The sequence below is a fragment of the Acinetobacter lwoffii genome (assembly GCF_049367455.1).
Taxonomy (GTDB): domain Bacteria; phylum Pseudomonadota; class Gammaproteobacteria; order Pseudomonadales; family Moraxellaceae; genus Acinetobacter; species Acinetobacter lwoffii_W.
This window is the reverse complement of sequence record NZ_JBMPXW010000001.1, coordinates 66,631-80,730: the sequence shown is the minus strand read 5'-3', so window position 1 is coordinate 80,730 and position 14,100 is coordinate 66,631. Positions and strand designations below refer to the sequence as shown.

The following is a 14,100-nucleotide window of genomic DNA, read 5'->3' as shown; positions in this document are numbered from 1 at the left end:
CACACACATTTAGATTTGCATTTAAATGTGTGTCTTGATTAAAGCAAACAAGAGATCAAAATGCCGAATAACGAGTCAAATACGACGCTTCCTCAGGAACCCGGGACTAAGAAACCATTCATGAAAGGTAATACGCCCTTGGCCATTGGTGCGGCTGTATTGATCTTAAGCAGTGGCGTACTCGGATATACCGTAGGACATCGTCAGGGTTTGACTGCGGCGGGTTATGATGCAGATGCAGAGCAACTGGTCGATGTGGTACAGACTCAGAAAGCCAGTCTTGAAACACTGAACAAGACGCTGAATACTGCGGTTCAGGAGCGTGATCTAGCTGTCAGCAACGCCAATGATCTGTATCTGGCCATGACCAAGGCACGTGATGAACAGGTGCAGGCTGAAAGTGTAGGAACCATTTATCGCGAAATTTTGCGTCAGCGTGGTGGTTTGGCATTGGCGGTTCAAAACCTGTCGATTAAACCATTACCCGAAAATGCCTTTGAATACCAGATTGATCTGGTTCAGGTCAGTCCAGGCAAAAGTCGTGCTTCAGGTAGTGTGGAACTGCGCCTGATTAAAGGGACTGAAATTCTGGTGGTACCACTGGAAGATAAAAACTTTAATTTTGAAAATTATGAGCGACTCACTGGCCGCTGGACCATGCCGAAAGGCTTTAAACCAGAATTTATTGAAGTGCGTCTTACTGGTGCCAAGCCTGTGATTCGTCGTTTTAGTTGGGAACAGGGCAAAGCAGTCGAAAATCAGTCTGCCACCTTGTCAGAAATTCCGAAAACCGAAGCAAATGCAAATTAAGTGTGAAATATAAATCTTATGCCAAGCAATAAACGTCAAATGTGTTTAAGTGATATTAAAAATTCTTTTAATGAGTCTGGAATCGTTGATTGGCATATCAGCCCACGTTTAGCAAATGAACCCTCTGAAGACGGTGATTCTGACTTAGCTGTACAGACTGCACCGCCAGAACTGAAACGTCCACCGTTGTATGCGGTTGTTTTATTAAATGACGACTATACGCCGATGGAGTTTGTAATTGAAATTTTACAACAATACTTTGCAATGAATCTTGACCAAGCTACACAAGTAATGCTAACTGTACATTATGAAGGAAAGGGTGTAGCTGGGGTTTATCCTCGAGACATTGCGGAGACCAAAGCGAACCAAGTCAATAATTATGCTCGATCACAAGGTCATCCGTTACTTTGCCAAATAGAGCCTAAAGATTAAGGGGGTTACATGCTCAGTCGTCAATTAGAAGTATCACTACGTTTGGCTGTCAGCATGGCTCGTCAAAAGAGACATGAGTTCCTGACCGTAGAACATTTATTGTTAGCCTTGCTCGACAATGATTCAGCCGTGAATGCTCTCAAAGCATGTGGTGCGGACATCATCGTGTTGCGTAAGGAATTAGAAGAGTACGTAGAACAACATACCCCTAAACTTGGTGAAAATAGTGATCAGGCACCACACCCGACAGAAAGCTTCGACCGGATCTTGCAACGCGCGATTTTTCACGTGCAGTCAAGCGGCGGCGATCGTACTGTAGAAGGTGCTGATATTCTGGTTGCCATGTATTCTGAGCGTGACTCATTTGCAGTCTATCTGCTGAAACGTCATCAAATTAACCGTCTGACCCTGACTCAGTACCTGTTCTCATGGTACCCGTAAAGAAGATGTACAGTCTGAAGAAGAAATCGAAGATCTAGATGGCGAATCAGCATCTTCAGCAAGTTCAGGTCCACTTGAACTTTATACCACTAACCTGAATGTTGAAGCACAAAAAGGTAAGACCGATCCACTGATTGGTCGTGAAAAAGAAATCGAGCGTGCCGCGCAAGTTCTTTGCCGCCGTCGTAAAAATAACCCACTCCTTGTCGGTGATCCAGGTGTCGGTAAAACCTCGATTGCTGAAGGGCTGGCTTGGTTAATTGTCAATGGTAAAGCGCCAAAACCACTGGAAAATGCTGAAATTTTCAGTCTGGACATTGGTGCTTTGGTGGCAGGAACCAAATACCGTGGCGACTTTGAAAAACGCTTGAAACAGCTTTTAAATGCGTTGAAAAAGAAACCTGAAGCAGTGCTGTTTATTGATGAAATTCACATGATTATTGGTGCAGGCTCGAGTATGGGCAGTACCATGGATGCATCGAATCTGATCAAACCGGCGCTGGCAAATGGTTCTTTACGCTGCATCGGGTCAACCACATTCCAGGAATACCGTCAGGTCTTTGAGAAAGATCATGCTTTATCGCGTCGTTTCCAGAAAATTGATGTGAATGAGCCATCTATTTCTGAAACTATTGATATCCTACGTGGTCTGAAATCGAAGTTTGAAGATTTCCATCATGTGGAATATGAAGATCAAGCCTTAGTGTCTGCGGTAGAACTTTCTGCGAAATTTATCAACGACCGTTTCTTGCCAGATAAGGCGATTGATGTCATTGATGAAGCCGGTGCTCAGCGCCGTCTCAAAGCAGAACAAGATGACAGTTTAATCACCGTAGAAAATATTGAAGACATCGTTTCTAAAATTGCGCGTATTCCTCCGAAAACTGTCTCTAAAGATGACAAGAGTGTGCTGGAAAATCTTGAGCGTGATTTAAAACGTGTGGTCTTTGGTCAGGATGAAGCGATTGAGGCCTTGGCTTCTGCAATTAAACTGTCACGTGCCGGTTTGAAGTCTCCAGATAAGCCTGTAGGTAGTTTTGTCTTTGCGGGTCCTACAGGTGTTGGTAAAACCGAAGTGACCAAGCAGCTCGCGAAACAGATGGGTGTGGAACTGGTTCGTTTTGATATGTCGGAATACATGGAACGTCATGCAGTGTCACGTTTGATCGGTGCACCTCCGGGCTATGTCGGTTTTGATCAGGGTGGCTTGCTCACCGATGCGATTCACAAAAATCCGCATTGTGTGCTGTTGCTAGACGAGATCGAAAAAGCGCATCCAGATGTGTTTAACCTCTTATTGCAGATTATGGATCATGGTTCATTGACTGATAATAACGGGCGTAAATCTGATTTCCGTAACGTGGTCTTGGTACTCACCACCAATATTGGTGCTGAAAGTATTTCACGTGTCAGCATTGGTTTTATGGAACAGGACAATAGTAACGATAATCAGGAAGCGATGAAGAAAGTTTTCTCGCCAGAATTCCGTAACCGTCTCGATGGCGTGATTCAGTTCAAGGCATTACCAAGCAGCATTATTGAAAATGTTGTAGATAAATTCCTGACTGAACTTCAAGCACAACTAGATGACAAAAAAGTCATGTTGGAAGTGGATCAGAGTGCACGTGAATGGATGTCAGAACATGGCTATGACCGTTTAATGGGCGCACGTCCAATGCAACGTTTGATTCAGGAACACCTGAAAAAACCGCTGGCTGAGATGATCCTGTTTGGTGAGCTGGCTGAAAATGGCGGCAATGTTGCAGTATCTGTGAAAAAAGAAAATGGTAAAGCGGTTGGCTTAAAACTTGAAGTTTTTGAAGACCAGACTGCTGAACCAGCTTAATTAATAAGAAGGATCAAACCCGTGCTTGCACGGGTTTTTTCATGGACTCATATTTTAAATTATCAAATTCATATCATTTAAAAGATAAATTATGGATATTCAAGTTACCAAGCTGTTCACGACATTTTTACTGTTTTTAGTCACGGCATTGATGGAAATTTTAGGTTGTTATTTTCCCTATCTGATTTTAAATCAGGGGAGAAGCCACTGGTTATGGATTCCGACAGCTCTGGCTTTGGCGGCTTTTGTCTGGCTGTTAACCTTGCATCCAGCTGCTTCAGGACGGATCTATGCCGCTTATGGCGGTATCTATATTTTTTCAGCACTGATGTGGTTGCGCTTCGTTGATCAAGTGACTCTATCGCGTTGGGATCTACTTGGTGGCATGGTGGTAATACTGGGCGCGTTGATTATTATTTTGCAGCCGCAAGGCTTGGTGCGTTAGCAAGATATAACAGTAAACCTTATTAAAAAAGGTAGCCACGGCTACCTTTTGTTTTCAGGATTCTTGAATCCTGAATCGAAATAAATGTCTTATGTGTTTAGATTATTTTAATTTGCAATCTTTCTGGGAAATATCCGTTTTATATGTTTGTGTCTGCGAGTTCAGGCTGAGTTCAACCTTGTAAGGGTTCTCAATCTGATAGCGATGCTCAAAGAAAATTTCACAATTATTGAGCAGATTATTGCGAATGACTTTCATCACTTCTTTGCGCCCCAAGTCTTTTTCAAACTGGCTAAAATCGGGCGTGATGATCATGCCTTTCAGTGTGGTTTTATTGGCACTTAACTGTAATTGTTCAATAATCGTATTTTGATCAATCTGCAATGGTAAAGTTCTGGAATCCTCTGCACTGAGCACTGCGAGCAATTCTATCAGCTCAGCTTTTTTCTGAATTTTAAATTTGCTGTCAATAATATTTTTTTCTTGAAGATATTGGTCAAATTCAGAAGCATGCACCGGTAAGGCGACACTGCTAAAACCAGTCAAGAGTGCCAAAGCCCAATATTTTTTTTGCATTGTATAAAATCACTTTTTATTCCATTTCAACAATGATTATAAGAGCTGAGACAAAAAAAGCACCAGAGATTGGTGCTTAATTTGTGAAGATTCATCTTAAAAAATTAGTCTTTTTTCAGATTTTCATTAATCAGGAATTCAACCAAAGCTTTTTGCGCGTGCAAGCGGTTTTCAGCTTCATCCCAAACTACGGCATTTTTATGGTCAAGCAGATTTTCTGAAATCTCTTCGCCACGATGCGCAGGCAAGCAGTGCATAAACAAGCAATCCGGATGTGCAAGATCCATCAGGCGTTCATTCACCTGATAATCTGCAAAGGCTTTTTCACGGATCTTCTGCTCTTCTTCCTGACCCATGCTTGCCCAAACATCAGTCACGATCAGGTCAGCATTCACCGCTGCATCTTCAGCAGAAGGAACCAGTTCCACACAATGCGCGAATTCAGACAGGAATTTTTCTTGTGGCTCATAGCCTTTTGGCGCTGCAATTTTCAGATTAAAGCCCCACATATGTGCAGCTTCAATATAAGAGTTACACATATTGTTGCCATCACCAATCCAGGCAACAGTTTTACCTTCAATTGAGCCACGTTGCTCTACATAAGTCTGCATGTCAGCAAGTAGCTGGCAAGGATGGTGGTCATCTGTCAACGCATTAATCACTGGAACTTTTGAATAAGATGCAAAACGCTCCACGATATCATGGCCGAAAGTACGGATCATCACGATATCCAGCATGCTTGAAATCACACGTGCAGAATCTTCAATCGGTTCACCACGACCTAACTGGGTATCGCGTGAAGACAGGAAAATCGCGCTACCACCAAATTGGCTCATGCCAGCTTCAAACGAAACACGCGTACGGGTACTCGATTTCTCAAAAATCATGCCCATCACTTTACCAACAAATGGTTGGAACACTTCATTGTTATGCTGTTTGCGCTTAAGCTCAATTGCGCGTTGCAAAATCTGGTTAAGTTCTAAAGTTGATAAATCGCGTAAGGTGAGAAAGTGACGGAGAGCCATTCGTTACTCCACAATAATTGCCGAAAAACTCGATCAACAATCAGTTGTTGGTTAGTTTAAGAAAAAAATACGGAATCGGCTAATATACTATAAGCAATGAAAAATGCAAAAAAACTAGACTTTTTGATGACCGTCTAAAAAGCGATCCACACAATAACTGATGTATTTGTCGATTTCCTGATCATCTTCCTGTACCGGAATTCCCATCAGAATACGCCATTCCAGATTGCGCAAAATACCAAAATACAACTGTGCCGAATATTGCGGATTCTCGCAATGCAATAAACCTTGCGCATCTGCCTGTTCTAAAGCCGTAGCAATGGCACTTTGTACATGCACCGGGCCTCGCTCATGAATATGCTGGGCAAGTTCTGGATTGCGCTGACTCTGTTCCAGCACCAGACGCATAAAGGCCGAGTTTTCAGGTTGCATGATCTGGTGATAAAAATTGAGTAGCGTGTGTACTAAATAACTACGAAAATCCAGTGCCATCAATTCGATCGGAATACTGATATCTTCAAAAAACTTGATACGACGATAATCGCAGATGGCTTTAAACAAGCCTTCTTTATTGCCAAAGTATTTATAGATCGAAGCTTTGGAGCCTCCGGCATGCTGGACGATATCATCCAGAGAGACAGCGTCATAACCCCGTTCCACAAATAGCTCGGTTGCACTGATCAGCAGCGCAATACAACGCTCATGACCACGTTTGGTCTGTGGCAGATCTTTGGCGAGCGGTTCTAGGGCAAGGTCTTGCATAGGAGATCGTACATCAACATGACAATAAAGATTGAAACGCCATCATAGCAAATATATGCACATATTTCATAATTGCGCCAGATAAGTGCGCTATTTGCTAATTAGGTAAAGCAAAACTTAAAAATTTGACTAAAGTTTTAGAGTATTTGTTCTATCGGGTTATGGAATGAGCAAGCCAAATGAGTATACTCGAATTTCAATAATTATAGCCAAGACTGTGGAAAAGGAAGATGACAGAACAAATGTCTGCAGGTTTAAGATTTAGACAAGCGCTTGAAGTCGAGAAACCATTGCAAATTATGGGCACGGTAAATGCCTATGCTGCCATGATGGCCAAACAGGTCGGTTATAAAGCCATTTATTTATCAGGTGCGGGTGTCGCGAATTATTCTTATGGTTTGCCTGACCTGGGCATGACCAGCCTGGATAATGTTCTTGAAGATGTACGCCGGATCACTGAACGTGTGGATACACCTTTACTGGTTGATATTGATACCGGTTGGGGCGGCGCATTAAATATTGCCCGAACGATCAAACAGATGATTGCAGCAGGAGCCGCTGCGGTTCATATTGAAGATCAGGTTGCACAGAAGCGTTGTGGTCATCGTCCAAATAAAGAAATCGTATCGCAACAGGAAATGGTCGATCGTATCAAAGCTGCTGTAGATGCGAAAACCGATTCAAACTTCGTGGTGATGGCGCGTACCGATGCGCTACAAAAAGAAGGCCTGCAAGCCGTGATTGACCGTGCTTCTGCCTGTGTTGAAGCGGGCGCAGATGCGATTTTTGCTGAAGCGATGACTGATATCACCATGTACCGTACAGTATGTGATGCGGTCGGTGTGCCAGTCCTGGCGAATATTACCGAATTTGGTGATACGCCGTATTATACGGTAGATGAATTGGCTGAGCAGGGCATTGGCATGGTGCTGTATCCATTGTCAGCGACACGTGCAATGCAAAAAGCCGCACTTGAAGTGATGCGTTCGGTGCGCGAACATGGTACTCAGGTAAATGTGCTGGATATCATGCAACAACGAAAAGAACTCTACGAATTTTTAGATTATCACAGCTTCGAAGACACATTAGATAAACTGTTTAAACAGGAGAATTAAAAAAATGGCTGAAGGAAAAGTACTCACTGGCGCAGGATTGCGCGGACAAGTGGCAGGTAAAACCTCACTTTCAACAGTAGGCAAAAGTGGCGCAGGCCTGACCTATCGCGGTTATGACGTACAGGATCTGGCTGAACATTGCCAGTTTGAAGAAGTCGCTTACCTGATTTTCTTCGGAGAATTGCCGACATCAGAGCAATTGGCAGCCTACAAAGCCAAACTGAAATCCTTACGCACTTTACCTCAGGCATTAAAAGAAGTCCTTGAGCGTATTCCTGCCGACTCACATCCAATGGATGTGATGCGTACTGGCGTTTCCATGCTGGGCAATCTTGAAACTGAGCAATCTTTTGAGCAGCAACAGGATATCGCAGACCGTATTTTGGCAACTTTGCCGGCAATGATCTGTTACTGGTATCGTTATAGCCATGACGGCGTGCGTATTGAAGAAAATACCGATGATGATTCAATCGGTGCGCAGTTCCTGAATCTACTGCATGGCGAAAAGCCAAATGAATTACATGAACAGGTGATGAATGTTTCCTTGATTCTGTATGCAGAGCATGAATTCAACGCTTCAACTTTTACCGCTCGTGTGTGTGCATCAACGCTGTCCGATATGCACTCTTGTATTACCGGTGCAATCGGTTCCTTGCGTGGCCCTCTACATGGCGGTGCCAACGAAGCTGCGATGGACATGATTGAAAACTGGAAGTCGCCTGAAGAAGCTGAACGTGAAATGCTGGGCATGCTGGAACGTAAAGAAAAAATCATGGGCTTCGGTCATGCGATCTATAAGGACAATGATCCGCGTAATGGCATTATTAAAGTCTGGTCTGAGCGTTTGGCCAAAGATGTCGGTGATACGGTACTTTATCCAGTCTCGGTACGCTGTGAAGAAGTCATGTGGCGTGAGAAGAAATTATTCTGTAATGCGGATTTCTTCCATGCATCTGCCTATCATTTTATGGGCATTCCAACCAAGCTGTTTACCCCGATCTTTGTTATGTCGCGTGTGACAGGCTGGGCCGCACATGTGATGGAACAACGTGCAGACAATCGTATTATCCGTCCAAGCGCGGATTACACTGGGCCAGAGTTGCGTAAAGTAGTGCCAATCGCTGAGCGTTCTACTGCGGCTTAATCTGTTTCTGTAGTAAAAATAAAAAAAATAAGGTCTCAATTGAGACCTTATTTTTTATCGGTTTCGTTATCGGCTTAACAGTGCCGGATCTTCAATGCTATAACCTGTTTCAAAAGGAATACCCAGATACTTTACTATTACCAGAGTTTTATTTTGTCTCGGAACTTTATAGGCCTGGCTAATTTTCAAGCCTTGCTGATAACTAACCGCTTGCTGAACCGCGCTTTTTTGTAAGCCAGATTTCACTTGATATTGATAGGTCCATTTTGGCACTTTTTCCTGAGGGTCATGCCAGGCAGGCGCGCTACCTTTTTTTGTCTTTAACACCTTAAGCTGTGGTTTTGATTTTTGAATTGGATTTAATGGAACTAAACGTTTTTTGATTTTGGCAATGTCCTGATCAAACTTGCGACTGTCTTGATCATAATCGATGCGCTTGGTTTTAGGATTGATATATAAGGAATTGACCTGAACCAGTTGATTTGGTTTTTGGGATTTAAAATTATAATAATATAGTTGAGGCAAGCGTCCACGACCATCAAGATAGTGACGCATGATATAAAGCTTCTGTTCTTTGACTTCATAGCCTAGAACTTCAATATTTTGTGGACCGCCTACGGTAGCGAAAGCCAGAGTGGGCAAGCTCAGAGGGAGCAGGAGCAGTGCAGTTTTAATATTCATGGTCATTCCACCCTCAAAAAAATAGATTGGCATCTGATCATGCCAATCTATCTTAAAATACGGTAGAAATAATGAAGCTTATTCAGGCTATACAGTAACTTTGAAAGCTTAGCTGTTATTCAACAGATTGATCATGTCATGTGCAACCACAGCGGACAGTTTGTTGAGGCGTTCAAGTGGCGAGCCTTTGAGATAATACTGGAACTGATGGATTTGCGTGCCATCATTAATGGCCACAAAAAAAGTCCCTTCCGGTTTCTCTGGTGTCGCGCTACCACCTGGTTTAAGCAATCCTGTACAGGCAATAATCCAGTCAGCATCACGGAACATTTTTTTACCTGCTTCCGCCAGAGCAACCGTTACCGGCATAGATTCCGCAGTATGACTATTGATCAGATTCTTGGAAATGCCCAATACTGAAGTCTTGACACTTACATCGTAGCAGATCAAACCACCAATCAGAATTTCGGCACCTTCTCCTTTACAAATGGAGAACTGGCTACTGAGATATCCAGAACTTGCGCTTTCGATAAAGGCAATTTTTATGTTTTTCTCTTCGAGTAAGCCGCAACAGGTTTTTATCATAGTCTCTATATTTTCTTTGTGGGAGTGATTTTAGATCAATCTAGGCAGATTTTTTCCTGTCGATCAACTCCAAGTATATTTATATTTTTATGAAAGTTAAAATTTTTTTCATAGATCAGTGTAATTTCATGTTGACCTGATCGCAAATCTGAGTGGTTAAAGTTTGGGCTATTTTCAAAAATAGAGGTTTCTTCTCAGGCGGAACAGTGGTAAAAATAAAAATAAAGTGCTTAGTGAAAGTAGGGTGTTGGAATGAAAACCACAGTAAAATATGTAGTCTTAAAAAGTCTTGACTATCAATTGGGTACACCATTATTTCAGGAAGAAATTGACGCTGATGGTCAATATTTTGATCAGATACCAAGCACAATTTCTTATCAGAATTTGCAGTTCAAAGTGAAAAGCAAAGAGCTTAAACGTTTGTATCTGGCCGAAGAGCAGGAAGATACTCAAACGATTATCGTCAAAGTAGTCAATATCTAATAAAAACTGAATAGAATAAGCCTCTTTTAAAGGGGCTTATTTATTATAAATAGATTAATAAATATAATTACAAACAATGATTTGATCTAAGTTTATACCAAAATAATAAGTAAAAATATTTGAATTAAAGTCAAGGTAAATTCGAAACAGCTTAAGTTTTATTGGTGAGGTCATGTTAAGTATCGTATTTCTTCACAGTTAATAATATTCAAAAAGAATTGTATTTTTAATGTTTTATTTAATTTTTTAAAAATATAGAAGATTTAGATTTATTTGTATATATTTATAAATATCAATAGTATAGTTATTAAGTGGTTCTGTTTAATAACGCTTTTTAAATTTTATTAAAAATTTTCCTATATATGAAATAGGACTTAAGTTATTCCTTTTATTGGATAATAAATTTTTGACCTATAAAGTCTTTCATTATGTTTCTGTTGCATTATATCAGGTAATTTATGTTGCGCATTAATCTCCACTTCAAGTACTTATCTTACTATTTTTTACATTGAATTAATCTGTAACAGGTTAAAGGTTGGCGAAATCTGAAAAATGCGTAGAGTAGATATTAAGTCGAAACCTATCGGCTTTTAATTTAAAGCAAATAGTAAGGAATACCACCATGGCTAATAATCAACAGCAAGACCAACAGAAACAGCAGCAACAACAGCAACAGCAAAATCAACAACGCAATCAAGATCAGCAGCGTCAACAAAACAACCAGCAAAACCCAAATCAGCAACAAAATAACCAGCAACAACAGCAGCCGCAGCGCAATCAGCAACAAAACCAGCAAGGCCAACAGCAACAACAGCCACAGCAAAACAGTAACCAACAGCAACAAGATCAGTGAAAACCGCAGTGTTAATTCTGTTTAAGACTTACGCTCTTCATAAAAAAACCGCCTGAATCAGGCGGTTTTTTATATTTCATTGCACGATTAGACTAAGTATTTATTAACACTGAATATTGGCTTTTAGCTTGTAGAAATTCAAGGCATTGTCTAGGTCGGTGAGCAACTCTTTTTCTGTATATTCCTTGGGTGCAAGTTTTAGCAAGGCAGGCATATAGTTATTTTTATATTCTTTAGGATATTGTTCACACAGGATACGTGTTCTTTCTTCCAGACTAATTGTTGAAGAGTCAAGTTTGTCCAGATAAGCACTCAGTTGATTATCTGATTGTTCAAACTGCACTTTAATGTTTGCATCAGCTTCTGCTGCACTCTCTGCTTGCTGTTTTTGGCAGCCGCTTATTGCCAGACTCATCAATAAAGTAATTAACCTGAGTTCGATGAAATCCACTTAACCTTTTAGCATATTTTGGAAAGTTGGCTTATTGGGGTTCAAACAATAAGCCACTACAGCAGCCATGATATTCACCATGAAATTATTTACCGAACGATGACGTGAATGTTCAAGTTGATGTAAATTTTTTAATTGATCATTCACTGTTTCGATCAATCCTCTTCTGCAAAGTAATTGTTTTTCTTCTTCAGTTTGGATGGGTTTATTTTTCATATTCCGACGTGATGGGGTCAATATTTTCAGTCCTCTTGCTGCTAAAGCTTCGGCTTTTGCTTTGCTCAAATAGCCTTTGTCTCCGAGTAGGATCCCTTTTAATTCTTGAGTTAAAGATTCTAATATAGCAACATCATGAACATTTCCCGATGTCAGCTTGAGATTAATAATTTCACCTAAATTATTGATAACGAGATGTAATTTAAAACCATAAAACCAACCCGTACTACTTTTTCCACGACCGGCCAAGCCTTTAAATACACGATGCCTTTTAATCCGAAGATTATGGCAAACTACCAATTTAGTGGAGTCAATGATACTGATTCCCGTATCTTTTCCTTTCACCTGATGGAAGAAACTACTCAGAGCTTGCAAACAACGGGGCATGATTTCAATAAATCGGTTGTAGCTAAGCAGTTTAGGAAAAGCAGATTTCCAGAATGGAACGATCATTTGGCAATAAAAATATTTGAAGAATCTAAAACCGGATTGATGAAATAAAATGACAATGGTCATTGCTTCAGACAAGCTTAAAGCTGACTTTTTCAACCTGGTTTTTTGATTAGAAATTAAAGCTTTCTCTAAAGATTCATTAAATTTTTTGCAGAAATCATCCAAAATACAAAATAATTCGGTAATATGATCCATTGAGAAGCCTTGTTTTATAACATTTTGTCTTGAGAACCAATATGTTACAAAAACAGGGCTTTTTTTCTACTCTTTTTTTATATCGAACTCAGGTTAATTAGTATGCGATTTTTCATGCTGCCAAAATATTGTTATTGCTCATATGAAAAATTATAGAGAGAAATGACTAAAAAGAAAGCAGGGATCTATAAACTTTATGAGACATTGAACATTCATAACATCCGATATTGACTGAAATAAGGAATTTTCTCCTACAAATCTGAATTAACCTATTCTCATTTATAGGTTTAGCAATTCTTTTTGGGTTTTGGTTATTTAATCGTCTTATTTGCCCATTAAAAAGATTTTTGGATAAATTACAGTCATTTAATTAACAAAAGTAATGGTTTTTTCATATTTTGAAACATTGCATCTATATATCCTACACAGATTGGCTGCATGGCTAGTGATATCTTGGCGTCATTCTAAGAACTTAATGAAAATAATTAAAAATCAGCACATTATAGGGCCTGTTTAATTTAGGAGAGTTAAACAGGCTTTTTCTTTTCCGTCTTAAATCTGGTTTTTTCTTTGCTGATTGTATTTTTTGCTCATTCTCTTTCACATAAGTTTTCATACACAACATAAAGCCTGAAAATTCCCTCAGGAGAGATACATGAATAGATGTTATTTATATATCTCTTTTCACGAAAAGACAGGACAAAGCTATGATGAGATGTATATGCGCATTTGGCATGGGCGTAATGGTTGGCTGTTGTTTTAAATCTTGCAAAGAGAAAATGTGTCAGATGATGAGCAGCAAGCATTGTAAAAGTGATCATTGTAAAAAAGATCAGGCGACTCAAGCTGAAGAGCCTGTACAAACTTAGCCCAAAAGCTTCAATTTTACTGAAAGGCTAAACAACAGAGCTGAGTACTGAAGTTGTTCTAGATCGCTGATCCAATCATTTTATATTGAATCATTCTATATTTAAAGCAATAAAGCTTGATCCTAGATTGAGCTTTTTACACTTAGGAGAAAAACATGATGCAATTTATATTTTGTTTATTTGGTCTTCATGGTGCGACTGAAATTAACTACACGTGTGACCATGATGAGGTCAAACAGTGTCGTGATTGCTTGAAAAATATTGAATAATGTGCCAAATCATCAGACATCTTAATGAAGATCAATCCCCGTTCAATCATCAGTTGGCGGGGTTTTTCTTTACTGATGAAATTTTTGGATCTAAACATAATTTCTCACAAGGAATACTTTATAAAAGAATCATTTCAATAGGATTACGTTTTGATAAATTCTTAGCTGCTTAGAACTGGAATACAATAAAATTTATGCGTGTGATCACCCATGCTCGAATTCTTGAAGCAATTCAAAAGAGGCCACAGGCTGAAACTGCATTAGCTGGTTGGCATCGAATGATTAAGGCCAATCATCCTAAAGATTTTACTGAAATGAAAAGACTTTTTCCGGCAGTGGATAAGCTTAGAAAATTTCATGTATTCGATATCGGCTCGCACGCGAATTCATATTCTTTGCTGTACCATCTACGATCAGGCTGAACAGCTTATTTGCTCAGATGGACTTTA

General features: G+C 40.1%; 15 protein-coding genes and 1 pseudogene. 9 read left to right on the top strand and 7 right to left on the bottom strand.

Features of this window, described 5'->3' with window-relative positions; translation table 11 throughout:
- Window positions 1-60: 60 nt before the first annotated feature.
- The 4 genes and pseudogenes from ACO1B7_RS00420 to ACO1B7_RS00405 all read left to right on the top strand — a co-directional run bounded on the left by ACO1B7_RS00420 (window position 61) and on the right by ACO1B7_RS00405 (window position 3,974).
- On the top strand, window positions 61-810 hold the full coding sequence (locus ACO1B7_RS00420; RefSeq protein WP_004279781.1) for a DUF6776 family protein: 750 nt from the start codon (window positions 61-63) through the stop codon (window positions 808-810).
- An 18-nt stretch (window positions 811-828) separates the two neighbouring features.
- Complete coding sequence (gene clpS, locus ACO1B7_RS00415) at window positions 829-1,242, top strand: ATP-dependent Clp protease adapter ClpS (protein ID WP_004279780.1); 414 nt, start codon at window positions 829-831, stop codon at window positions 1,240-1,242.
- A 9-nt stretch (window positions 1,243-1,251) separates the two neighbouring features.
- A pseudogene (gene clpA, locus ACO1B7_RS00410) lies at window positions 1,252-3,529 on the top strand (ATP-dependent Clp protease ATP-binding subunit ClpA).
- A 91-nt stretch (window positions 3,530-3,620) separates the two neighbouring features.
- Complete coding sequence (locus tag ACO1B7_RS00405; RefSeq protein WP_004646786.1) at window positions 3,621-3,974, top strand: YnfA family protein; 354 nt, start codon at window positions 3,621-3,623, stop codon at window positions 3,972-3,974.
- 102 nt (window positions 3,975-4,076) lie between these two features.
- Here ACO1B7_RS00405 and ACO1B7_RS00400 read toward each other — a convergent pair whose 3' ends face one another.
- The 3 genes from ACO1B7_RS00400 to ACO1B7_RS00390 form a co-directional block, all read right to left on the bottom strand.
- Complete coding sequence (locus ACO1B7_RS00400) at window positions 4,077-4,550, bottom strand: hypothetical protein (RefSeq protein ID WP_423089674.1); 474 nt, start codon at window positions 4,548-4,550, stop codon at window positions 4,077-4,079.
- Window positions 4,551-4,654: 104 nt separating this feature from the next.
- Window positions 4,655-5,575, bottom strand: coding sequence for an ornithine carbamoyltransferase (argF, locus tag ACO1B7_RS00395; protein ID WP_004280178.1), 921 nt, complete (start codon window positions 5,573-5,575; stop codon window positions 4,655-4,657).
- 114 nt (window positions 5,576-5,689) lie between these two features.
- Window positions 5,690-6,337, bottom strand: coding sequence for a TetR/AcrR family transcriptional regulator (locus ACO1B7_RS00390; RefSeq protein ID WP_420937258.1), 648 nt, complete (start codon window positions 6,335-6,337; stop codon window positions 5,690-5,692).
- A 230-nt stretch (window positions 6,338-6,567) separates the two neighbouring features.
- Here ACO1B7_RS00390 and prpB point away from each other — a divergent pair, with 230 nt between their 5' ends.
- Window positions 6,568-7,452: a methylisocitrate lyase gene (gene prpB / locus ACO1B7_RS00385; RefSeq protein ID WP_004280180.1), complete on the top strand. Its 885-nt coding sequence runs from the start codon at window positions 6,568-6,570 to the stop codon at window positions 7,450-7,452.
- A 4-nt stretch (window positions 7,453-7,456) separates the two neighbouring features.
- Window positions 7,457-8,596 (top strand): bifunctional 2-methylcitrate synthase/citrate synthase, encoded by a 1,140-nt coding sequence (gene prpC, locus ACO1B7_RS00380; RefSeq protein ID WP_004646790.1) that lies wholly within the window; start codon window positions 7,457-7,459, stop codon window positions 8,594-8,596.
- A gap of 66 nt (window positions 8,597-8,662) precedes the next feature.
- Here prpC and ACO1B7_RS00375 read toward each other — a convergent pair whose 3' ends face one another.
- Together ACO1B7_RS00375 and ACO1B7_RS00370 are read right to left on the bottom strand one after the other, a co-directional pair.
- The gene (locus ACO1B7_RS00375; protein ID WP_004646791.1) at window positions 8,663-9,283 is read right to left on the bottom strand and encodes a hypothetical protein; all 621 of its coding nucleotides are present in this window, start codon (window positions 9,281-9,283) and stop codon (window positions 8,663-8,665) included.
- A 102-nt stretch (window positions 9,284-9,385) separates the two neighbouring features.
- On the bottom strand, window positions 9,386-9,862 hold the full coding sequence (locus ACO1B7_RS00370) for a CinA family protein (RefSeq protein ID WP_004280184.1): 477 nt from the start codon (window positions 9,860-9,862) through the stop codon (window positions 9,386-9,388).
- Between the two features lie 252 nt (window positions 9,863-10,114).
- Here ACO1B7_RS00370 and ACO1B7_RS00365 point away from each other — a divergent pair, with 252 nt between their 5' ends.
- Together ACO1B7_RS00365 and ACO1B7_RS00360 are read left to right on the top strand one after the other, a co-directional pair.
- On the top strand, window positions 10,115-10,345 hold the full coding sequence (locus ACO1B7_RS00365) for a hypothetical protein (protein WP_004646792.1): 231 nt from the start codon (window positions 10,115-10,117) through the stop codon (window positions 10,343-10,345).
- Window positions 10,346-10,967: 622 nt separating this feature from the next.
- Window positions 10,968-11,198 (top strand): hypothetical protein, encoded by a 231-nt coding sequence (locus tag ACO1B7_RS00360; RefSeq protein WP_004646793.1) that lies wholly within the window; start codon window positions 10,968-10,970, stop codon window positions 11,196-11,198.
- A 103-nt stretch (window positions 11,199-11,301) separates the two neighbouring features.
- Here the strand turns inward: ACO1B7_RS00360 and ACO1B7_RS00355 are convergent, their stop codons facing one another.
- Window positions 11,302-11,613, bottom strand: coding sequence for a hypothetical protein (locus ACO1B7_RS00355; protein WP_423089673.1), 312 nt, complete (start codon window positions 11,611-11,613; stop codon window positions 11,302-11,304).
- Window positions 11,614-11,649: 36 nt separating this feature from the next.
- The gene (locus ACO1B7_RS00350; protein WP_004679438.1) at window positions 11,650-12,513 is read right to left on the bottom strand and encodes an IS982 family transposase; all 864 of its coding nucleotides are present in this window, start codon (window positions 12,511-12,513) and stop codon (window positions 11,650-11,652) included.
- A 1,332-nt stretch (window positions 12,514-13,845) separates the two neighbouring features.
- Here ACO1B7_RS00350 and ACO1B7_RS00345 point away from each other — a divergent pair.
- Entirely contained in the window at window positions 13,846-14,073 is a 228-nt protein-coding gene (locus tag ACO1B7_RS00345; RefSeq protein WP_016806847.1) for a type II toxin-antitoxin system HigB family toxin, read from the top strand.
- The last annotated feature ends 27 nt before the right edge of the window (window positions 14,074-14,100 follow it).